The following is a 21,625-nucleotide window of genomic DNA, read 5'->3' on the forward strand; positions in this document are numbered from 1 at the left end:
TCACTTCCTTTATTATTATTTAACAGGCGTGGCGCGGCAGGTCGCGCCACCATGAGAACACTATTATTGGCCGGCGATTTTCATTTCCGGCAGCAGTACGGAACCGCACTGAATGTTGCTACGCGTTTCGATATCGTCGGCGACGGTCACGATATTACGCCACATATCTTTCAGGTTTCCGGCGATGGTGATTTCACTTACCGGATACTGGATCTCACCGTTTTCAACCCAGAAGCCTGATGCTCCGCGAGAGTAATCTCCCGTTACGCCACTCACACCCTGTCCCATCAATTCGGTGACGACAAGACCGGTGCCCATCTCTTTAAGCAACTTTTCAAAACTCAAACCCTGACCCTGAATGCGCCAGTTATGAATGCCGCCAGCATGACCGGTGCTTTTCAACCCCAATTTGCGGGCAGAGTAGTTGGTCAGCAGCCATTGCGTCAGAATGCCGTCTTTAATGATGTCGCGACGGGAGGTCGCGACGCCTTCGCTGTCGAAAGGTGTCGATGCCAGGCCTTTCAGCAGGTGCGGATGCTCTTCAATAGTCAGCCATTCCGGCAGAATTTGCTGTCCGAGTGAGTCCAGCAGGAACGTGGATTTACGGTATACCGCGCCACCAGCAATGGCGCCGACCAGATGGCCAAATAGCCCGGTTGCGACTTCATTGGCAAAAATCACGGGTGCTTTCATGGTCGACAATTTACGCGGCGACAGGCGAGACAGTGTGCGCTGTGCGCAGTCCGCACCGACCGATTCCGGGTCAAGCAAGTCGCCCATCGCGCGGCCAATGGTGTACGCATAGTCGCGTTCCATGTCGCCATTTTCTTCAGCGATAACACAGCTCGACAGTGAATGGCGGGTGGAGCAATAGCTCTGCAGCATGCCGTGGCTGTTGCCGAACACTTTCACGCCGTAGTGGCTGTTGAAGCTGCCGCCTTCGGTATTGGTGATGCGTTTATCTGCCTTCAACGCCGCTTGTTCAGCGCGCGCGGCCAGTTCAATGGCTTCGTCCGGCGTCACTTCTGCCGGATGGAACAGGTCGAGGTCCGGCGCATCAAAGGCCAGTAACTCCTTTTCCGCCACGCCAGCGTACGGGTCCGGCGAGGTATAACGTGCGATATCCAGTGCGGCCTGTACGGTACGCGCGACGGCGTCCGGGCTTAAATCCGTGGTGGACGCGCTGCCTTTGCGATTCTGATGGTAAACCGTAATCCCCAGGGCGCCGTCGCTGTTAAATTCGACGTTCTCCACTTCGCCGTAGCGCGTGCTGACGCTGATCCCGGTCGATTTACTGACTCCGACCTCTGCACTATCAGACTTGCCTGCCGCCAGTTCGAGGGCGGTGGAGACGGCTTTTTCCAGTGCTTTACGCTGTTCTGCAACCTGTGTGATTACTTTCATCGCTAATGCCATAATGTAGAAAGGAGTTTATTGAAGTCTAACAGAAATACTCGAAATAATTCGAGTTGCAGGACAACACGCCTATGGCGCATTGAACAGCGCTTGCGCTGGCCTCGTAGGGGGTGAGGTCCGTATGGACTGAATAACGCGGCAAAGATGTGAGCCCCCTGGAGCTTACTCAAGTAAGTGACCGGGGCGAGCAACTGTAGCCAACGAACTTGCAGCTTGAAGTATACGAGTAGAACCGTTTTTCAGTGCGCACCTTAACTGATAACATGTGTCTCTTTTTTTAGGAGCCTGAGATGACAAAGCAGCCCGAAGACTGGCTCGACGACGTGCCCGGTGATAACGAGATCGACGATGAAGATAATGAAATCATCTGGGTCAGTAAAAGTGAAATTAAACGCGACGCCGAGGAATTAAAAGATCTCGGGGCCGAAATCGTAGAGCTGGGTAAAAACGCGCTGGACAAAATCCCGCTCGATGACGACCTGCGTGCCGCCGTTGAACTGGCACAGCGTATCAAGAAAGAAGGCCGTCGCCGTCAGATGCAGCTGATCGGAAAAATGCTGCGTCAGCGTGACGTAGACCCAATCCGTCAGGCACTCGACAAGCTGAAAAACCGCCACAACCAGCAGGTTGCTCTGTTCCACAAACTGGAACAACTGCGCGATCGTCTGGTGGATGAAGGGGATGACGCGGTAGCGGAAGTACTGAGTCTGTGGCCGAATGCCGATCGTCAGCAGCTACGTTCGCTTATCCGTAACGCGAAGAAAGAGAAAGAAGGTAACAAACCGCCGAAATCTTCGCGTCTGATTTTCCAGTATCTGCGCGAACTGACCGAAAACGCCGGCTAAGTCGTTACCGGATGGCGCTGCGCTTATCCGGCCTACGATGTTGTAGGCCCGGTAAGCAAAGCACCACCGGGCGTGTTGATTACTCTGCCGCTTCCGCTTTTTTAGCCAGCATATCCAGCAGTTTCTGATGGATGCCACCGAAACCACCGTTGCTCATCACCAGAATGTGATCACCCGGCTGCACGGATTTCGCGATCATGTCGACCAGCGTATCTACGTCAGCACTGCAATGTGCAGGCTGAATGCAGGCTTCCGCCACTTCCGCGACCTGCCACGGAATATGCTGCGGTTGTAGCAGGAACACTTCATCGGCACGGCCAAGAGACGGTGCAAGGTCGTCTTTGCAGATACCCATTTTCATGGTGTTAGAACGCGGCTCCAGCACAGCGAGAATACGCGCCGTTCCGCCGACTTTGCCACGCAGCGCCTGCAGCGTCGCGAGGATGGCGGTCGGATGATGCGCGAAATCGTCGTACACGGTGACGCCGTTGGCTTCGCCACGCAGTTCCAGACGACGACGGGCGTTGACGAACGAGCCCAGCGCCTCGGCCGCATCGGCAGGCTTCACACCTACGTGACGCGCGGCAGCAATCGCCATCAGGCCATTGTGCATGTTGTGCTCGCCCACCAAACCCCATTTCACCTGACCGACTTTTTCACCGTCGAGGAACACTCCCCATTCGGCGGCATCGGGGGTGATTTTCTTCGCCTGCCAGTGACCCTGTTCACCCACCAGCTCCTGCTCGCTCCAGCAGCCCATCGCCAGCGTTTGCTTCAGGTTGATGTCGTTTTCCGGCACGATAATACGGCCCTGGCCCGGTACGATGCGCACCAGGTGATGGAACTGTTTCTGAATCGCTTTCAGATCGTCAAAAATATCCGCGTGATCGAACTCAAGGTTGTTGAGGATCAGCGTGCGCGGGCAGTAATGCACGAATTTGGAACGCTTGTCGAAGAACGCGCAGTCATATTCATCGGCTTCAATCACGAAGAACGGGCTGTCGCCCAGACGCGCGGATACGTCGAAGTTGCCCGGTACGCCGCCGATCACGAAACCTGGTTTGTAGCCGCAGGCTTCGAGGATCCACGTCGCCATCCCGGCGGTAGTGGTTTTGCCATGGGTGCCCGCAACGGCCACGACCCAGCGGTCGCGCAGTACAAAGTCATGCAGCCACTGCGGGCCGGACATGTACGGAATGTTTTTCTCAAGCACTGCTTCAACGCACGGATTGCCACGGGTCATGGCGTTTCCAATGATGACCAGATCCGGCTGAGGCTCTAGCTGGCTCGCGTCATAGCCCTGAATCAGGTCAATGCCCTGCTCTTCCAGCAGCGTGCTCATCGGTGGATACACATTGGCGTCCGAACCAGTCACTTCATGGCCCAGGGAACGTGCCAGCATCGCCAGCCCGCCCATAAAAGTGCCACAAATCCCCAAAATATGAATGCGCATACGTCATTATCCCTCTTTCATTAGCCGCGTATTTTACCCTCATGTGAGCGGGCTAAGAAACGCATTTCGGTTAATTCCGTAATTTGCTGGCGCGATTCACCATTACGCGGGATTTTGAATGTTTGTTAAGATTGTTGGACATTAACCGCTTTACTCAACATCAAATGCAGGGAAAGTGTTATGAAAACGTTAGGTGAATTTATTGTCGAAAAGCAGCACGAGTTCTCTCATGCGACCGGGGAGCTCACTGCTTTGCTGTCGGCAATAAAGCTCGGCGCCAAGATCATCCACCGCGATATCAACAAGGCCGGTCTGGTCGATATCCTGGGTGCCAGCGGGGCTGAAAATATTCAGGGCGAAACGCAGCAGAAGCTGGACCTGTTCGCCAATGAAAAGCTGAAAGCCGCACTGAGAGCCCGTGATATCGTGGCCGGGATTGCCTCCGAAGAAGAAGACGACATTGTTGTTTTCGACGGCTGCGAGCACGCCAAATACGTGGTGTTGATGGATCCACTGGACGGTTCGTCCAACATCGATGTTAACGTCTCCGTCGGCACCATTTTCTCCATCTACCGTCGCGTGACGCCTGTCGGCACACCGGTAACTGAAGAAGATTTCCTGCAACCCGGCAATAAACAGGTCGCGGCGGGTTACGTGGTTTACGGCTCCTCGACCATGCTGGTGTACACCACCGGCTGCGGCGTGCACGCCTTCACCTACGACCCTTCGCTCGGCGTATTCTGCCTGTGCCAGGAGCGCATGCGCTTCCCGAATAAGGGCAACACCTATTCGATCAACGAAGGCAACTACATCAAATTCCCGATGGGCGTGAAGAAGTATCTGAAGTTCTGTCAGGAAGAAGATAAGAACACCCAGCGCCCGTATACCTCGCGCTACATTGGCTCACTGGTGGCAGATTTCCACCGTAACCTGCTGAAGGGTGGCATTTATTTGTACCCAAGCACCGCCAGCCACCCGGAAGGGAAACTGCGTCTGCTGTACGAATGCAACCCGATGGCCTTCCTTGCCGAGCAGGCGGGCGGTAAGGCCAGCGACGGTAAAGACCGCATTCTGGATATCGTTCCGGATACGCTGCACCAGCGCCGTCCGTTCTTCGTCGGTAACGAGCATATGGTCGACGATGTGGAACGCTTAATTCGCGAGTTCCCGGAGGCGTAATCGGTTTGCGTTTCCCCTCTCCCCGACCCTCTCCCTGAGGGAGAGGGAGAAAACGAAAAATCGGCAGCGCCCTTCTTCCTGAGTGAAAGACTGACAACAAAATACCGATAGGTTCCCTCTCCCTGTGGGAGAGGGTTAGGGAGAGGGCATCAGACGATAGCTACGCCGCCTGAGTCTGTAACCTGAACGACGCCATTGCTTCCATCAGTTCGCGGGACTGCTCTTCCAGCGAGCGGGTGGCGGCGGAAGACTGCTGCACCAGCGCCGCATTCTGCTGCGCGGTTTCATCCATCTGAATCACCGCAATATTTACCTGCTCAATGCCACGACTCTGCTCCTGCGACGCGCTGGCAATTTCGCGCATCAGTTTAGTCATTCGCATCACTTCTGACGCAATTTCGTCCATCGTTTCCCCGGCCTGCTGCGCCAGCTCGCTGCCTTCACTGACGTGGGTTTGTGAATCACTGATCAGGGTGCGGATTTCTTTCGCTGCGTCAGCGCTGCGGCTCGCCAGATTACGCACTTCACCCGCCACCACTGCAAACCCACGCCCCTGTTCACCGGCGCGTGCCGCTTCGACAGACGCATTCAGCGCCAGAATATTAGTCTGGAAGGCAATCCCGTCAATCACGCTAAGGATGTCACCGATGCGGCTGGAGCTGCCGGAAATATCGCGCATTTTCTCAATGACATAACACACCATTTCGCTGCCGCGATCGGCGGTATCCGACACCGTTTTCGCCAGCTGGTGCGCCTGCTCGGCGTTGTCGGCGTTCTGTTTCACCGTCGCAGTTATTTGCTCCATGCTCGCCGCCGTTTGCTCCAGCGAAGTCGCCGTGGATTCGGTGCGCTGCGCCAGATTATTGTTGCCCGCGGTCAGCTCGCGGCTGCCGATATCAATCTGCGAACTGGCATCGCGCACTCGCAGAACCGAACCCATCAGCGATTCACGCATTTCGCTTATCGCCGCGTTCAGACGGTTAATCTCCCGGCTGACCGGCGCATTGTCGCTGTGGGTCAGATTGCCCGCCGCCACCTGTTCGAGCTGCACAATCGCGGTGTTCAGCGGCTTGAGCAGCATGTTGCGCAGCGCCAGCCAGGCCAGCACAATCACGCCCGCAGTCAGCAGAATGGCGATAATCATCAACGTCATCACCCGGTTTTTACTCTTTTGGACCACGTTCACTTCGGCCTGCCCACGGCTGTCTACCCACGTCTGAAACGCCTGCATGTCGTTATCAAATTGGCGGGAAACCGGGATCAGATGATTTTCCAGCAGATCGTAATAGCTGTCTGCACTTTGCTGATTCAGTGCCGCCAGCATCGGCGTGATGCCCTGTTGGTTATAGGCGGCGTAGCTTTTTGCCACCTTCGCCAGCAGCTGCGCGCCCTGCTTATCGTCGATCGTCGAGGCAATCACGTCGGTCAGCGCTTTCTGCGCCGTCGTGACTTCACGATTGATGTTTTGTACCGATTTTGCCGCGTCGTCGAGCATCCCTATTTCCATCAACCGGACCGCCTGACCCGCTTCGTTCCGCGCGCGCAGAATAAGCGTATAGCCCTTGTTGAGCTGGACAAGTTGCTCACCCTGTAGGTGATTAATGCGCGTGAGAGAAGACGAACTTTTGGTGAGTGCGTAAATACCCATGCCGCTGACCAGCAGCAGAAGAAGGGTCATCACGGCCAGTAAAGAAAGCAGGCCGGTACGGATTGAAAGCTTTTTCAGCATGATGTCATTCCCGGTAGCAAAGAGACTTTTGGGCGTAAACAGACAGTATCGGCTGCTACCGGAATGACTTTAGGGTTATCAGTAAATTCAGTATGTTATTGTTTTGTTATCGCCACCGGGATGCGGGTCACCGTCGAGCTCTGGCGGCTTTCCCACAGCACGGTCAAGCCGCGTTGCAGGGCGATAAAGATGAACAGCAAAATACCGATGGCGATTTTGGTCCACCACGAACTGAGCGTGCCGTCGAAGTTGATGTAGGTCTGAATCAGCCCCTGAATGCCGACGCCAAACAGCGTGCCGAGCACCGTGCCCACGCCGCCGCTGAGTAGCGTGCCACCAATCACCACTGAGGCAATCGCATCCAGCTCCACGCCCATTCCTGCCAGCGCGTAACCGGCTTGGGTGTAAACAGAGAAGACGATCCCGGCAAGCGTAGCCAGACCCGTCGACAGCATGTAAATGCGGATAGTGGTACTGCGGGTAGAAATCCCCATCAGGTTGGCCGACACCGCGCTGCCTCCGATGGCATACACCTGATTACCGAAACGCGTGCGGTGAGCGACAAACATTCCCGCAACGACCACCAGCAGCATCAGCACACCCATGGCGCTCAGGCGCCCGCCGCCGGGGATCATCCACGCCATGTCTGATAGCGAATCGTAAATGGGGTGGTTAATCGGGATCGACTCTTCTGACACCAGATAACTGACGCCACGCAGGAAGAACATGCCGGCCAGGGTGATGATAAACGCCGGGATTTTCAGAGCATCAATCAGTAGGCCCATAAACGCACCGAACGCGCAGCCCATCAGGAGCACCAGTGGGAACGCCACCAGCGGTGATAATCCCCAGAAGCCGATCGCCTTGGCGAGAAACACGCCGGTAAAGGCGATCACCGAGCCGACCGACAGATCGATCCCACCAGAGAGGATCACAAAGGTCATGCCGACGGCGATGATCCCGAGAAAAGCGTTATCGGTGAGGATATTGCAAATCACGCGAGTCGAGGCAAAAGCCGGGAACTGCGTCAGGCAATAGAGATAACCGAGGATAAACACCCCGAGGGTGATCATCAGCGGCAAGTTACGTTTTATCATGGCCGCGCACTCCTTTCAGTAAGCTGATAAAGCGCGGCGACTGGACCACCAGCACGCACAGCACCACCACCGCTTTCACCACCTGATTGAGCTCCGGCTGGAAACCCGACAGCAAAATCCCGGTATTCATGCCCTGGATAATCAACGCGCCAATCACCGACAGCAGCAGGTTAAAGCGGCCGCCCATCAGCGAACCCCCGCCAATCACCACGGCCAGAATGGCGTCCAGTTCCAGCCACAACCCGGCGTTGTTGGCATCTGCCCCGCGAATATCCGCCGCGACAATCACCCCGGCAATGGCGGCACACACGCCGCTCAAGACGTAGGTCAGCATCACCACGATGCGGGTATTCACCCCGGCGTTTTTCGCCGCGCGGATGTTAATCCCTACCGCTTCGATAAACATTCCCAGCGCCGTTTTACGGGTGAACAGCCAGAAGACCACCAGCGTAATCAGCGAGATAATCACCGGTGTCGGGAACAGCAATAATTTGCCGCTACCAAACCAGGCGAGGGAATCCGAATCAAACGTCACGATTTGCCCGCCGGTGATCAACTGCGCCACGCCGCGTCCGGCCACCATTAAAATCAGCGTCGCGACAAACGGTTGGATCTTAAGAATGGCAACCAGAATGCCGTTCCACAGCCCGGCCAGCACGCCTGTCGCCAGCGACGCCAACAGCACCATTGGCAAACTGTGCCCGGCAACTTCCATCGATGCCGCCGTAGCCCCAGCAATCGCCATCACTGCGCCGACCGACAAGTCTATGCCGCCGGTGGCAATCACCAGCGTCATACCGATTGCCAAGAGCGCCACCGGAGCCGCGCGGTTAAGAATGTCTATTGGGCTGCCGAACAGGCGACCGTCCTGTAATATCACCTGGAAAAAATGTGGCGAAACAATGCTGTCGACCACCAATACCAGGATCAATGCCGCGATTTGCGGCATGCCCGTGGGCCAACGGAAACGGCGTTTTGGCCGTTCAGTTTGAGGAAGAGATTGTGGCATCACGTCGTACTCCTTATGCCGCAATTGCATTCATGATCGCCGGAACCGACAGCGCATCCAGCGGGATCTCTGCTACCTGTTTCCGATCGCGTAAAATAATGACCCGATCCGCATAGCCCACCAGCTCTTCCAACTCCGACGAAATGACCAGCAGCGCGAGGCCATCGGCACACAGCGTTTCGATCAGACGAATGATCTCCGCGTGTGCACCGACGTCGATCCCGCGCGTGGGTTCGTCGAGGATCAGGAACTGCGGGCGCGTCAGCAGCCAGCGTGACAACAAGACCTTTTGCTGGTTGCCGCCAGAAAGAAACTCGATCGGCTGCTCCGCACTGGGCGTGCGGATCCCCAGTTGGCGAATGAAGCGTTCGGCAATCTCATTTTGTTCACGACGCGGAATTGGCCGCAGCCAGCCACGCTGGGCCTGGAGCGCCAGAATGATGTTTTCGCGCACCGAAGCAGCGGCGATAATGCCGTCGGTTTTCCTGTCTTCCGGGCAAAAACCAATGCCAAGACACGAGGCCTGATGCGGGGATCGCAGCGTTTGCGGCTTGCCTTTGATTTCCGCGCTGCCGCTGTCGGACGGTTTGATGCCGAATATGACTTCTGCGGTTTCGGTGCGCCCGGAGCCGAGCAGCCCAGCCAGGCCAACAATTTCACCAGGGCGTACCTGCAAATCGAACGGTTCAATGACGCCTTTTTTGCCATAGCCTTTAAACGCCGCCACCGGTTTGTCGCTCAGCAGCGTACGGCCCGCGCGTTGCAGGGCGTTGTTGTCCAGCTCGCGGCCGAGCATCATTTTGATCAGCTCAATTTGCGGTAATTCTTTGGTTTCTTTGCAGCCGACAAAACTGCCGTTGCGCAGCACCGTGATGCGGTCGCTGACCTGATAAACCTGATCGAGAAAATGAGTGACGAAAATCAGGCTGACGCCCTGATCGCGCAGTTGGCGCATCAGAGTGAACAGCATTTCCACTTCCTGGGTATCGAGGCTGGCGGTCGGTTCATCAAGGATAAGCACTCTGGCCGATAAATCGATGGCGCGGCAAATCGCGACGATTTGCTGCATCGCCACCGAAAAGCGATTCAGCGGTTCACGGACATCGAGGGAAAAGCCGTAAGAGGCCATCAGCGCGGTGGCGCGCTTTTCCATCTCTTTACGTTGCAGTAAACCGAATCGCCGTGGTTCGCGGCCAATAAACAGATTGTCCGCCACCGACATGTTGGGCAGCAGGTTTACTTCCTGATACACCGTGCCGATGCCCAGCTGTTGGGCGTGGGCGGTGTTTTTTGGCGAGATAGTGTCGCCTTCCAGCCAGATAGTGCCGCGATCGGCGTGATAAACACCGGTCAGCGCTTTAATGAGGGTCGATTTTCCGGCGCCATTTTCGCCGAGAAGGGCCATGATTTCGCCGCGACGCAGGCTGAAATCCACGTTATCCAGCGCTTTCACACCGGGGAAAAATTTACTCAAGCCTTCCGTGCGCAAAATATCCTGGTTATGGGTTACGTCAGTCATTATCAGTCCCCTGAAAATGCCCTTCACCCCAACCCGCTCCCGAAAAAGGAGATGAAACACGCGGTGTTAACCGGCTTCATCTCCCCTCAAGGGAAAGGATTAGGGCGAAGGAAAACAAGCTACGGTGTCGACTGCACCCTCAGCCCCAGCCCTCTCCCCGCGGGAGAGGGAGAACAACAAACTGCGCAGAGCAGCGAGGATGAGGGGGAATACAACTCAATAGCCCATGTCTTTTTTCTTATCCAGCTGCGCTTGAGCGCTGTCTTTCAGGTAAAGCTGCGAGTGGGTCAGCGTCAGCTTCGGTGGCATGGTGCCGTCTTTCTTGAACTTCTCAAGTGCATCAAACGCCGGGCCCGCCATGTTTGGCGTCAGCTCAACGTTGGCGTTGGCTTCGTCGGCCAGCATCGCTTTATAGATATCCGGCACGCCGTCGATAGAGCCGGTCAGGATATCTTTGCCCGGTTTCAGGCCCGCTTCTTTGATGGCCTGAATGGCACCGATCGCCATGTCATCGTTATGGGCGTAAACCATGCAGATGTTTTTGCCGTTATTTTCCGCTTTGATGAAGCTTTCCATGACTTCTTTACCTTTGCTGCGGGTAAAGTCGCCGGACTGAGAACGAATGATTTTGATGTTTGGCGCTTTCGCCACGGCTTCTGCAAAGCCTTTCTTACGATCGATAGCCACGCTCGCCCCGACCGTACCCTGCAATTCCACGACGTTACACGGTTTGCCGGCTTCGGTTTTCACCAGCCAGTCGCCAATCAGCTTGCCTTCCAGCACGTTGTCAGCCGTCACGGTGGTCATGTAGAGCGACTTGTCTTTCACATCAATGGAACGGTCGAGCAGGAATACCGGGATTTTTGCCTGTTTCGCTTCTTTCAGCACCGGCTCCCAGCCCGTTGCCACCACCGGCGCGATGAAAATTGCATCCACGCCTTGGGCGATAAATGAACGTACTGCCTTGATTTGGTTTTCTTGTTTTTGCTGACCATCAGCAATTTTCAAGGTGATGCCGCGTTTTTCAGCTTCACTCTTGGCCACGCTGGTTTCAGCAGCACGCCAGCCGGATTCCGACCCGACCTGCGAAAATCCTACAGTTAAAGGGGCAGCCATCGCCATAGACGACATGGCTGCAGAAACAGCCGAGACAAGAAGTAAGCGCTTCCACATAAAGGTATCCTCTTCGGGTTATTATCTGTTTACTCATCATATTTCGAGCGGCATGTGCGTTGGCCGCACTCCCTCACCCCAGCCGCTTACTCTAGTAAGCTGCTGGGCATCACTCACTCGCCGCCTTCCTGCAACTCGAACTATTTAGGGTACAAAATAGTCATCTGCCGAAAAACTATAGACAATGGGAAATGTAACGTGATGCGTTACATCACACTTCCAAAAAGAGAAAGGGTAATTTGTAAGCGCTTCCACAAACTTATTCATGAAGTGGCTGGGTTTATGGATTTATCACCTGGTTAAAGGCTCTGAAAAACGGTCTGAAGGCCTTCTGCGGCTGAAAAGAAGCGGAGACATTTACCTCGAGTTGGCTATAATACCGGGCACTTGAATGACACCAGATTAAAGGAAAAAGACATGAGCTTACTCAACGTCCCTGCGGGCAAAGACTTGCCAGAAGACATCTACGTTGTTATCGAAATTCCAGCCAACGCTGACCCTATCAAATATGAAATTGATAAAGACACCGGCGCGCTGTTCGTTGACCGTTTCATGTCTACCGCGATGTTCTATCCGTGCAACTACGGTTACATCAACCACACCCTGTCTCTGGACGGTGACCCGGTTGACGTACTGGTCCCAACGCCATACCCACTGCAGCCGGGTTCTGTGATCCGTTGCCGTCCAGTTGGCGTTCTGAAAATGACCGACGAAGCCGGTGAAGATGCGAAACTGGTTGCGGTACCGCACACCAAACTGAGCAAAGAATATGATCACATCAAAGATGTGAACGACCTGCCAGAACTGCTGAAAGCGCAGATCTCCCACTTCTTCGAGCAGTACAAAGCGCTCGAGAAAGGCAAATGGGTTAAAGTTGAAGGCTGGGATAACGCTGAAGCTGCGAAAGCAGAAATCATCGCCTCCTTCGAACGCGCTAAGAAATAATTCTTAGCGTCGTGAAGCAAGACACCGCCTACGGGCGGTGTTTTTGTTTGTACGTTTCAGAAAAGAGATGAAATGTCGAAAATGATGCAGGAATTTCTTCAGAAGGGTGCAAAAAATAACGCCACCCGAGGGTGGCGTTATTCATTCAGAACTTATCTTTGTCCAGCCAGTTGCCGGTTTCTATACGAATGAATCCGGTCACCGGACGCTGGTAGACGTACATCCACGCGCTACCGTACGGTGTCTGGATTAAATGGCGTGCGTACTCACCGCCTTTAGTGCGCAGCGCATCAAGCTCGGCGAGCGTCGAGGCGTCGATACGATACACTTCACCCGCTACAGTCCCGTCGCCGGGTACCGCGCCTGGATAGTGGCCCAGGCTGTAGAGCTGATAGTTATCGACGCTATGATCGCCCAGCCACTGAGCGTTGGTCATCCAGTGGCTGTTGCCTTGTTTGCGCCGTAAACTGCCGTAAACAAATATTCGCATTGCTAAAACTCAAACTGATAGAGCAGATCAAGTGCCTGGTCTATGCCGGACACCGCTTCAAGATAAAGCTTGGGCATTAGGCGATAGCGTAACGTGAGTGTTGCCAGAGAGTCAAAAATTCCCACACCATATTTTACCTGCAAGCCCGGCGCGATATAGCCGCTGACCACGACCTGAGAGGAGTCCCCTACTCCAGCGGTATCCAGAGCCAGATTGCTGACGCCAAACGTCTCGCCGATTTTACCCACAATCTGCCCACTTTGTGCAACCCCCAAACCAACCAGTGCGGAAGTCATTGCCGCGCCGTCGCCCTGTTCGCTGTCGAGCCCCTGTCCGCGTAATAGGTACGAGAGCGCGGCCTGCTGAGACATCGCCGGGTCAGAGAAGATTTCGGCCTTCGGCTGGTCCGCCATTCCGGTCACTCGTACCCCGGCAGTCACGTTGTCTTCGGTGGCCTCAGGGTTACGAATGGCTTCAATATTGAGCATAGGCTGATCCGGCGGGCCAGAGAACAACAAGATCCCTTTGCGCACGATCAGGTCCTGGCCGTAGGCGTGGAAACGGCCTTCCGGAATGTTAATCTGCCCGTTGAGACCCAGACCGTGGCTATCCTGCGCCACTTTCAGGTCACCGGTCAGGCGCGCCTTCAGACCAAACGCATCCAGACGCACGTTATTGCCGACGTGAATCGTCAGGTTGCTGTTGATAGGAATGCCTGCGGACTTCGGATTCACCGGTTTGAGATCTTTATCGAGCATCACTTCGTCGCTGGAAACGCCCACGGCGCTTTCCGGCACGTCATGCACCACGATGCGCGCCCACGGCACGTCTACGTTACCGTCGAGCGTGAACAGGCTTGGCGTGGCGGTAAAGACCACGTCCGGAGATACATCGAGGCGTACCATCGGCGGCACGGTGATGCGCACCCGGCTGCCTTTCGCCGCCACCTGCGCACGCCAGTTGTCGATTTGCGTCCAGTCAGCGTTGCCGCTGAGGCTAATCTGCCCCTGCTGCGTGGCAATCACACCATCCAGCGTCGAGCGCGTGCCGTTGAAGTTCATCGCCACCCGACTCGGCTGCATGTCGAACGGCATAAAGTTACCGTCGATATCCAGTCCGGTGAGCTGCAATTGGCCGAACAGCTGCGGGCTTTGCAGGTCACCGCCCAAACGCAGATTCGCGTTCAACGTACCCGCGGCTTTTTCACCGCGCGCGAAGATAGGGTTAATCATCGCCAGCGAGAAGTTGCGGATATTGACGTTACCGCCGAGATTGCGCCGCCCTTGCGGGTCGGTGATGTCAATCTGCCCGTCGAGTTGGCCGTTGTTAGTCAGGCGAATCGTCCAGCCCAGCTGCGCACGGTTGTTGTGCAAATCGGCATTCAGATTGAGCGTATCAAACGCCACCGGCAGCGCCGCATCATTCACCGTTTGGGTAACCTTCACATTGCGCCCGGAAAGGCTCACTTTGCCCTGCGGCAGCCCTTCTTTGGTGGTGTCCCAACTGACATCGGCGTTCCCCGTGAACACACCGCTGGCCTGCGTGGCGTCTGGCATAAACGGTTTAAGCATCGCCAGGTCGAAGCGGTTGAGATTCACCACCGCGTGCCCCGCGGCACCGGCATCAATGGTTTGCGGCACGCACAGTTCGGCGTTCGGGTTAGTCCAGCAGTGTGGCCCGATGCTGATTTTCTGTTCCTGATTACGGTAATCGAGCGCAATCGCCCGCGAAAGAGATACCGGGCCTACCGGCGTCTGAAAACGTGTATTGCTCAGCGTGCCTTTCCAGCGTTGCTCTTTCCTGTCGAAGCTGCCCGCCAGTTCAAGCTGACCGGAAACCGGATCGCCCTGCATTTTCAGCTCTAGCTTGTGCTGCTTTTCATCACCTTTGGCGGTGAGCAGCACCTGACTAATGTTCACGCCCGGCTGCGCGATGCCGTTCACGCGCACGTCGAGATTGCCACCGATCTGGTCCGTCGATTTTACATCACCTTTAATGGTGGCCTGGGCGACGGAAAGCGCCTGCCAGCGCAGATTTCGGGCAGTGATGTCCGCCAACAATTGCGGCGCATCCACGGTGCCACGCACTTTCAGTAGCCCTTTCGCCGTGCCGCCGAGTCCCGGCAGCGCGTTATCCAGCCCCGGCGCGTCGATGGTGGCGTCGAGGTTCAGCTCTTTCACGCCCAGTTCGCCCTTCACGTCAGCGCTGTTACGCCCCAGTTCGAGATGCAGGCCGGGAATTTTCCATTGCAGATAGCTGTTACCGGAAAGCTTACCGTCGACGTTAACCTTATTCTGCTTCACGTTACCGGTGAGTTTCAGTTCCGGCACATCTACCTGCCAGCTGCCGCCGTACAGGCTACCACTGGTTTTAATCAGACCGTTGAGCTTCGCTGGCCAGTCCGGCACTTCCTTGGCGGTATTGATGCCGTCTAACTTCAGCTCGCCGCGCCAGCTGATCGCCTGCTGCCAGTCAAGTAACGCCTTCAGCTCGGTTTTCCCTTCCAGCGCCGCGATGGTCAGCTTGTCGAGATTGACTTGCTGCTCGTTGCCCTTCGCGTCCAGAGTAATCGTGGCTGGCGGTAGACCCTGCCCTTTTACCGCCGTCGCGAACGACAGCGTATAGTCGGTCATCTTGCCACTAAGCTTGAGTTTTACGTTATCGGCCTGATATTGCTTTTCGCCGGTAAACGGCCAGTAAAGCTGTTTACTGAGCACTTCGAGATTCAGCGGCAGCCCGGCTTCGGCCAGCTGCGCCTGAGCGCGAATGCCCACGTCCACCGGCCCGGAAAGATTGATCCCGACGTCGAGCTGCTTACGCACGTCGCCGCCAATCTTCATTTTGATTTTTTCGCCCTTCACCGGGTCGATATTCAGGGTGCTGTTGAGGGTTAAATCCACCGGCCAGTCATCCTGCAATTTCGCAGTACCGGTGGCGTTGACCGTACCCTGGCTCGAATCCACGTCCAACGCGTCGAGCTTCATGTTGCCGTCGATACTGCTGACTTTCAGCAGCAGTTTATAGACCGTTAAATCGGTATCGCCGGTCAGACGCAGCTGCTCGCCGCGGAATTCCTGAATGTTCAGGTTTAGCGGCAGATGCACATCGGTCATTTCAGGCAAAACAGGCTTCGAGAACAAGTCTTTCATCGTTTCACCGAGCGGTTTTTCATCCGGCTTCGGCTTGTCGATTTTCGGTTCAACCACCTGTTCCTGCGCCACTTTCGCCACTTTCGGCAGCGCAATCAGCAGCCCTTGCAGTGACGTTGGTTTCAACGTCAGGTTTTTCTCCTGCCAGGTCAGGCCGGAGGTGAAATCCATCACCGACACCGTGGTGTCGTCGATTTTGATGTTGACGTTGTTCAGCGCGACCCGGCTGAGTGTAATCGGATACGGCGTCGAGAGGTTCAGTGGCCCACTGTCCTCTTCCACCGCTGGCGCCGACGGCGGCATCTTTTTGCTGTCGATAGCCACGTTCACGTTGGCAAGCGAAAGGTCATTCACGCACAGGCTGCTGTCCCATAGGCAGGACGTGTTCACCGCCAGATGGAATTGCCCGGCATCGACCGCCACGCCAGGCTGCTCGTAACGCAGGTTTTTAACGGTCAAATTTTTCCAGCCACCAACCACTTGGCCGATAGAAAGCCCAGGCACCCAGCGGTCAGCGGCTTTAAATACCAAATGCAGACCGGTAGTCGTGCCGACCAGGAACGCCACTGTCCCCAGCAGCAGGATGATAAACACCAGGACGCCGAGGCTAATCTTCTTCCATAAACTCATAATTCTGGCCCCAGACCGATGTAGAACTGTAAACCGTGCTCTTCTTTATCGCCGACCGGAGCAGCAATATCGAGTTTGACCGGGCCGACTGGCGACTGCCAGCGCACGCCGATGCCTGCACCGGTTTTGAAATCATTGTCGCGGAAGTCATTCACCGCTTCGCCGCTGTCGACGAACACCGCGCCCCACCATTTACCGGTCACGTTATACTGATATTCTAGGGAACCAGTGGCCAGGCGCGAGGCACCGGTGAGTTTACCGTCGGCATTTTTTGGCGAGATGGATTCGTATTTATAGCCGCGAATGCTGCGGTCGCCCCCGGCGAAGAAACGCAGATCGGGTGGAACCCGGTCGAAGTCACCGGTTTCAATCCAGCCGATGTTGCCGCGCACCACAAAGCGATGGCGATCGTAAATTGTGCGAATCCAGGTATTTTGTGCCTGAGCGACCACGAAATCGACGTCTGAACCCCACGCACCGTTGGAGACATCCACCGAATAGCGCTGCGAATCGCCCCAGCTTGGCATCAGACCCCCGCGTGAACGGGTACGGCTGATCATCACGCCCGGGTAAAGCAGCATGGTGGTGTTGGTGACGTTAGCCTGCGTAAAGTGGTCGAGGCTCCAGCGCAGGTTGATGGCGCGCTGCCAGCCGCTGGAGAGATCCCAATAACGCGACACGCCGAGCGTGGTCGAGTCGGATTCGGTATCGTTCAAATCGGTGCGTTTGAAGCCGCCCTGCAGCAAGTAATACTGCTCCAGCGGGTTCTTCAACAGCGGGATTTTGTAGGAGAAATCAAGCTGCTGCTCGGGCGCAGACAGACTGAGATCGGTAGTCAGGCTGTGGCCGTAGGAGTTCATCCACGGCTTGTTCCACGAGGCTTTGACGCGTGGGCCCACGTCGGTGGAATAACCGACACCGGTTTCGAGGGTGTTTTTAGTACGCGGAGACACCACGCCGCTCAACGGCAGCACTTTAGTTTTTCGCGCTTTATCAAATTCTGGTGCCACAACCACCGAGTTAAACCAGCCGGTCGCGGAAAGGCGGCGGTTCAGCTCAGCCAAATCATCGGAGGTGTAATAATCCCCCTCTTTGAACGGCACCAGATTTTGCAGATAACGATCCTGGATCTGCGAACCCTGGAACGTGACGGCGCCAAAGCGATAACGCTCGCCGCTGTCATAATCGATATCCCAAAATGCCTGATGGCGGTCGAGCGACACGCCGAGCTGGCTCTTTTTGAACTCGCTGTCGAAGTAGCCCTTACGCAACGAGACGCCGGTGAGCGATTTTTTGAAGCCGTCGTAATCGGCGTGGTCCAGAATCGTCCCTATCGCCGGGCGTTTTTTCAGTAAATCCAGATAGTCTCTGTCATTACGTGCGCCGCCGCGCAAAATCACGTCGGTGCCACCAATGCGTACTGGTTCACCTGGTTTGACGTGCGCCAACAGAACCTGGCGGCCTTTGGCCGGTGCAGGCTTCAGTTCGAAATCAATCTGAGGTTCGTAATAGCCCAGAGCTTTAAGGCCTGCACGAATGGAGTCATCCACACGCGCACGGAAGCGGCGATCCGGAGTGACCTCTTCGCTTTCAATCGTTGACAGCTGCGCGCGCACGTTTTTGAGCAGCTCTCCAGAAAGTCCATCTACCTGTAAACGTATGTTTGCCGCCCCGGCAACACCACTGACCAGAAACAGACTGGCCCAACATAACTGGCGAATTTGTGGCACGTTTTCTCCCAAATATCCTTGTTTCCACCCCGTCAGGAAACGCAATAGCCGATCCACGGCTTAACAAAATTTCAACACTACCGGTTGAAAAAAAGACGTACACCTCAATATTTCTTATGTTTAAATCTAGACGTATTCATCGCCTTTATTGTCATCAAAGTGAGGCGCTGTGACAACCTTAACCCCAATTTCCTTTATCCGGAGGCCAAACCGTGAGTTTATTCGATAAAAAACACGTTGTCGCTCAAGCGGATGCGCTGCCCGGTCGCAATACGCCGATGCCTGTCGCCGCGCTGCATGCCGTTAACGAGCATTCCATGACTCATGTTCCGCAAGGGATGGAAATCGCGCTGTTCGCCATGGGCTGCTTCTGGGGCGTTGAACGCCTGTTCTGGCAGCTGCCAGGCGTCTACAGCACCGCTGCGGGCTACACCGGCGGCTACACACCGAATCCAACCTACCGCGAAGTGTGCTCCGGCGAAACCGGTCACGCCGAAGGGGTTCGCGTGGTCTATGACCCGTCCGTTATCAGCTATGAGCAATTGTTACATGTGTTCTGGGAAAATCATGACCCGGCCCAAGGAATGCGTCAGGGCAATGATAAAGGCACCCAGTACCGCTCGGCAATTTACCCGCTGACGCCTGAGCAAGAGAAAGCGGCCCACGCCAGTCTGGAGCGTTTCCAGGCGGCAATGAACGAGGCCAATGACTCCCGGACCATTACCACTGAAATCGATACCGCTAAACCGTTCTACTACGCGGAAGACGACCACCAGCAGTACCTGCATAAAAATCCGTACGGCTATTGCGGCATCGGCGGCATTGGCGTGTGCTTACCGCCACAGCTCGCCTGACCGCTAGCTCTCCATCGCAACGCGGGCCGCATGCCGCGTTGCGTTACTCACCGTTCCCGTATCCTGTAATTTCCCCTGTAGTAGCACATTCAGCACTGATGCGCCCTGCCGGTTCAGCCGGTTTTGCAGTAAATGCACCGCTTCCACGCCCAGTTCGCGACACGGCACCGTCACGCTGGTGATGGGCTTCGTCAGTTCGTTGTCGAGCCGCCAGTGAAAATCAGTGGTTATCAGCGAAATATCTTCCGGAACTCGCAGGCCGTGATGCTCCAGTACGCGCTGCACACCGGTGGTCATGCTGGTGCTGCCAGGGAAAATCACCTGTGGCCACTCTTCACGTGGCGTTTCTGCCAGCCACTGAGTCAGCGCCTTCTCGGACTCCTCGGCGGTAAAGCCTTCGGTGATAATCACATCCTTTTGCGCGTTGAACGGCACGTGATAGCGGCGATAGGCCTCTTTTATGCCATCCAGCCGGGCGTACAGCGTTTCCCGCCGAAGAGTGGTCATACACAGCACGCGCCGATGGCCTTGCTCGAACAGGTAACGCATGGCGCTAAAACCAATGGCGCGATGATCGGGTGAAACGGCATCAAGAATACGTTCTTTATCGTTGGTATTTATTAATACGCAGGGTTTATTCAGGGTCTGCGCCAGCTTAAAGACGGTGGAATCGTCGGTGCCGATAATAATTATTGCGTTAATATTCTTATTATTGGCTTTATCCAGAAAGACTTTAATATCCGCGTCCTGTTCTTCCAGGCCACAAAATGTCAGATACACATCATGCGGTTCAATTGCATCGGCAATCCCACGGGTCACTTCCTGATAGAAAATATCCCCACGGGCGGTAAAGGTTCTCGACGGGGCAAATACGGCAATGCCGTTAATCAATAACCGCCCGCTGGCGAGTTCATCCAGCACACCGAGCTTTCTGGCACAGCGAACAATCGCCTCCCGCGCCTGCTCGCTGGTATACGACTTTCCGCTTAGCACTCGCGAAACGGTACTGACGGAATATCCTGTTGCCGCCGCTATTTGGTCCATTTTCAGCTTGCCGGACATTATGTGACCTCGCTCGCAATCAATATCTGCAAATTTTTGCAGAGACAGTCATCTGATTTTAAAACAGAAATTTTGGTTGCAGGTGAAATTGATAATTAGCCTGCGAGCATTCTCACAAATTCCTTTTGTCTGTCCGTATCCCCTTACCTATTTTCGTTTTATCAGCCATCAGCTCTGAATAAGGTGTGACATGGAAAGCGTAAGATTCGGCATTATTGGTGTGGGTAATATCGGCACGGTTCATGCTCGCTATTTGCTGGCAGGCACGGTAAAAGACGCGCGACTGACCGCGGTTTGCGATATTGACGATAAAAAGCACGACGCCATCCGCCAGATTGTGGGTGAACAAGTCGACATCTTCAGTAGCGCCTACGACATGCTACGCAGCGGGCTTATCGACGCGGTGATCGTCGCCACGCCACATTACGATCACCCGAGCCTCTCAATCCTGGCGATGCAAAACGGCATTCATACGCTGTGCGAAAAACCCGCAGGGGTTTACACCGCGCAGGTTAAGGAGATGAACGCCTGCGCCCGCGAGTGCGATGTGGTGTTCGGCATCATGTACAACCAGCGCCCTAACCCGCTGTATCAGAAGGTCAAAGACCTGATCGACAGCGGCGAACTTGGCGACATCCGCCGTTCTAACTGGATCATCACCAACTGGTATCGCTCGCAGAGTTACTACAACTCCGGTGGCTGGCGCGCCACATGGAAAGGTGAAGGCGGCGGCGTGCTGCTCAATCAGGATCCGCATCAGCTCGATCTCTGGCAGTGGCTGGTCGGTATGCCGGTACGACTGCGCGCCTTCTGCCAGTTCGGCAAGCACCGCCAGATTGAAGTGGAAGACGAAGTCACCGCCTACGCTGAATATGCCAACGGCGCGACCGGTGTGTTCATCACCACTGTGGCGGAAACGCCGGGCACCAACCGCCTTGAAATCGCGGGCACCCGGGGCAAAATTGTCGTCGAAGAGGGCCAATTGCGCTTCTGGCGACTGCGCGAATCTGAAGATGCCTTCAATGCCCGCTGGCAAAACGGCTTTGGCGAGCCGGAGTGCTGGGAAGTCACCCTCCCCGTCGCCGCCGAATGCAGCGAACATCACGTGATCACCGCCAATTTCTGTGCCGCTATTCTGCACGGTTCCCCCCTTATTGCTCCGGGCCTCGAAGGCATTCGCGGCCTGACCCTTTCCAACGCCATGCACCTTTCAACATGGACCGACGGCTGGGTCGATTTGCCGTTTGATGAGCAGCAATTCAAGCAGTTGCTCGACGAACGCATCGCCGCCTCGGTGGAAAAACACGTCGAGAGCCGCACCCTCGACGCTTCCGGAACCTGGTAA

General features: G+C 55.6%; 16 protein-coding genes. 5 read left to right on the forward strand and 11 right to left on the reverse strand.

Features of this window, described 5'->3' with window-relative positions:
* Window positions 1-63: 63 nt before the first annotated feature.
* The gene (gene pmbA / locus MUU46_RS03650) at window positions 64-1,416 is read right to left on the reverse strand and encodes a metalloprotease PmbA (RefSeq protein WP_258964793.1); all 1,353 of its coding nucleotides are present in this window, start codon (window positions 1,414-1,416) and stop codon (window positions 64-66) included.
* Window positions 1,417-1,706: 290 nt separating this feature from the next.
* Here pmbA and yjgA point away from each other — a divergent pair, with 290 nt between their 5' ends.
* Entirely contained in the window at window positions 1,707-2,261 is a 555-nt protein-coding gene (gene yjgA / locus MUU46_RS03655; protein ID WP_159759399.1) for a ribosome biogenesis factor YjgA, read from the forward strand.
* 79 nt (window positions 2,262-2,340) lie between these two features.
* Here yjgA and mpl read toward each other — a convergent pair whose 3' ends face one another.
* Window positions 2,341-3,714 carry a UDP-N-acetylmuramate:L-alanyl-gamma-D-glutamyl-meso-diaminopimelate ligase gene (mpl, locus tag MUU46_RS03660; RefSeq protein ID WP_258964794.1) on the reverse strand — a complete coding sequence of 458 codons (1,374 nt, stop codon included), beginning with the start codon at window positions 3,712-3,714 and terminating at the stop codon, window positions 2,341-2,343.
* Window positions 3,715-3,894: 180 nt separating this feature from the next.
* Between mpl and fbp the strand changes: the two genes are divergently transcribed.
* Window positions 3,895-4,893, forward strand: a complete 999-nt coding sequence (gene fbp, locus MUU46_RS03665) for a class 1 fructose-bisphosphatase (protein WP_159759403.1) — start codon at window positions 3,895-3,897, stop codon at window positions 4,891-4,893.
* 160 nt (window positions 4,894-5,053) lie between these two features.
* On the opposite strand, the gene MUU46_RS03670 is transcribed toward fbp, so the two are convergent.
* The 5 genes from MUU46_RS03670 to ytfQ form a co-directional block, all read right to left on the reverse strand.
* A complete protein-coding gene (locus MUU46_RS03670; RefSeq protein WP_258964795.1) occupies window positions 5,054-6,622 on the reverse strand; it encodes a methyl-accepting chemotaxis protein in 1,569 nt (522 codons plus the stop codon).
* A gap of 95 nt (window positions 6,623-6,717) precedes the next feature.
* Window positions 6,718-7,719: a galactofuranose ABC transporter, permease protein YjfF gene (gene yjfF / locus MUU46_RS03675; RefSeq protein ID WP_159759407.1), complete on the reverse strand. Its 1,002-nt coding sequence runs from the start codon at window positions 7,717-7,719 to the stop codon at window positions 6,718-6,720.
* Window positions 7,706-8,731, reverse strand: a complete 1,026-nt coding sequence (gene ytfT / locus MUU46_RS03680) for a galactofuranose ABC transporter, ATP-binding protein YtfT (protein ID WP_185153763.1) — start codon at window positions 8,729-8,731, stop codon at window positions 7,706-7,708. Before ytfT ends, yjfF begins: the two co-directional genes overlap by 14 nt.
* A 10-nt stretch (window positions 8,732-8,741) precedes the next feature.
* Window positions 8,742-10,247 (reverse strand): galactofuranose ABC transporter, ATP-binding protein YtfR, encoded by a 1,506-nt coding sequence (ytfR, locus tag MUU46_RS03685; protein ID WP_159759409.1) that lies wholly within the window; start codon window positions 10,245-10,247, stop codon window positions 8,742-8,744.
* Window positions 10,248-10,463: 216 nt separating this feature from the next.
* Window positions 10,464-11,420, reverse strand: a complete 957-nt coding sequence (gene ytfQ / locus MUU46_RS03690) for a galactofuranose ABC transporter, galactofuranose-binding protein YtfQ (RefSeq protein WP_159759411.1) — start codon at window positions 11,418-11,420, stop codon at window positions 10,464-10,466.
* A 417-nt stretch (window positions 11,421-11,837) separates the two neighbouring features.
* Here ytfQ and ppa point away from each other — a divergent pair, with 417 nt between their 5' ends.
* Complete coding sequence (gene ppa, locus MUU46_RS03695; protein ID WP_110510886.1) at window positions 11,838-12,365, forward strand: inorganic diphosphatase; 528 nt, start codon at window positions 11,838-11,840, stop codon at window positions 12,363-12,365.
* A gap of 145 nt (window positions 12,366-12,510) precedes the next feature.
* Here ppa and MUU46_RS03700 read toward each other — a convergent pair whose 3' ends face one another.
* Genes MUU46_RS03700 through tamA form a run of 3 tightly spaced genes read right to left on the reverse strand, consistent with a single transcriptional unit; the run spans window position 12,511 to window position 18,364 of the window.
* Window positions 12,511-12,855 carry a gamma-glutamylcyclotransferase family protein gene (locus MUU46_RS03700; protein WP_159759413.1) on the reverse strand — a complete coding sequence of 115 codons (345 nt, stop codon included), beginning with the start codon at window positions 12,853-12,855 and terminating at the stop codon, window positions 12,511-12,513.
* A gap of 2 nt (window positions 12,856-12,857) precedes the next feature.
* Complete coding sequence (tamB, locus tag MUU46_RS03705) at window positions 12,858-16,634, reverse strand: autotransporter assembly complex protein TamB (protein ID WP_159759415.1); 3,777 nt, start codon at window positions 16,632-16,634, stop codon at window positions 12,858-12,860.
* Window positions 16,631-18,364: an autotransporter assembly complex protein TamA gene (gene tamA / locus MUU46_RS03710; protein WP_258964796.1), complete on the reverse strand. Its 1,734-nt coding sequence runs from the start codon at window positions 18,362-18,364 to the stop codon at window positions 16,631-16,633. The genes tamB and tamA overlap by 4 nt, the downstream gene beginning before the upstream one ends.
* Before the next feature lie 212 nt (window positions 18,365-18,576).
* Between tamA and msrA the strand changes: the two genes are divergently transcribed.
* Window positions 18,577-19,218 (forward strand): peptide-methionine (S)-S-oxide reductase MsrA, encoded by a 642-nt coding sequence (gene msrA / locus MUU46_RS03715; protein WP_258964797.1) that lies wholly within the window; start codon window positions 18,577-18,579, stop codon window positions 19,216-19,218.
* Window positions 19,219-19,221: 3 nt separating this feature from the next.
* Here the strand turns inward: msrA and MUU46_RS03720 are convergent, their stop codons facing one another.
* Window positions 19,222-20,280: a LacI family DNA-binding transcriptional regulator gene (locus MUU46_RS03720; RefSeq protein WP_159759421.1), complete on the reverse strand. Its 1,059-nt coding sequence runs from the start codon at window positions 20,278-20,280 to the stop codon at window positions 19,222-19,224.
* Window positions 20,281-20,470: 190 nt separating this feature from the next.
* On the opposite strand from MUU46_RS03720, the gene MUU46_RS03725 reads away from it, so the two are divergent.
* Window positions 20,471-21,625, forward strand: coding sequence for a Gfo/Idh/MocA family protein (locus tag MUU46_RS03725; RefSeq protein ID WP_159759423.1), 1,155 nt, complete (start codon window positions 20,471-20,473; stop codon window positions 21,623-21,625).

Source organism: Scandinavium tedordense (assembly GCF_024764965.1).
GTDB classification, from domain to species: Bacteria; Pseudomonadota; Gammaproteobacteria; order Enterobacterales; family Enterobacteriaceae; genus Scandinavium; species Scandinavium tedordense.

What these genes read in the sequence shown, in the direction of transcription:
- pmbA (WP_258964793.1), bottom strand. Translation starts at nt 1,416, where the DNA reads ATGGCATTAGCGATGAAAGTAATCACACAGGTTGCAGAACAGCGTAAA.
- yjgA (WP_159759399.1), top strand. Translation starts at nt 1,707, where the DNA reads ATGACAAAGCAGCCCGAAGACTGGCTCGACGACGTGCCCGGTGATAAC.
- mpl (WP_258964794.1), bottom strand. Translation starts at nt 3,714, where the DNA reads ATGCGCATTCATATTTTGGGGATTTGTGGCACTTTTATGGGCGGGCTG.
- fbp (WP_159759403.1), top strand. Translation starts at nt 3,895, where the DNA reads ATGAAAACGTTAGGTGAATTTATTGTCGAAAAGCAGCACGAGTTCTCT.
- MUU46_RS03670 (WP_258964795.1), bottom strand. Translation starts at nt 6,622, where the DNA reads ATGCTGAAAAAGCTTTCAATCCGTACCGGCCTGCTTTCTTTACTGGCC.
- yjfF (WP_159759407.1), bottom strand. Translation starts at nt 7,719, where the DNA reads ATGATAAAACGTAACTTGCCGCTGATGATCACCCTCGGGGTGTTTATC.
- ytfR (WP_159759409.1), bottom strand. Translation starts at nt 10,247, where the DNA reads ATGACTGACGTAACCCATAACCAGGATATTTTGCGCACGGAAGGCTTG.
- ytfQ (WP_159759411.1), bottom strand. Translation starts at nt 11,420, where the DNA reads ATGTGGAAGCGCTTACTTCTTGTCTCGGCTGTTTCTGCAGCCATGTCG.
- ppa (WP_110510886.1), top strand. Translation starts at nt 11,838, where the DNA reads ATGAGCTTACTCAACGTCCCTGCGGGCAAAGACTTGCCAGAAGACATC.
- MUU46_RS03700 (WP_159759413.1), bottom strand. Translation starts at nt 12,855, where the DNA reads ATGCGAATATTTGTTTACGGCAGTTTACGGCGCAAACAAGGCAACAGC.
- tamB (WP_159759415.1), bottom strand. Translation starts at nt 16,634, where the DNA reads ATGAGTTTATGGAAGAAGATTAGCCTCGGCGTCCTGGTGTTTATCATC.
- MUU46_RS03720 (WP_159759421.1), bottom strand. Translation starts at nt 20,280, where the DNA reads ATGTCCGGCAAGCTGAAAATGGACCAAATAGCGGCGGCAACAGGATAT.
- MUU46_RS03725 (WP_159759423.1), top strand. Translation starts at nt 20,471, where the DNA reads ATGGAAAGCGTAAGATTCGGCATTATTGGTGTGGGTAATATCGGCACG.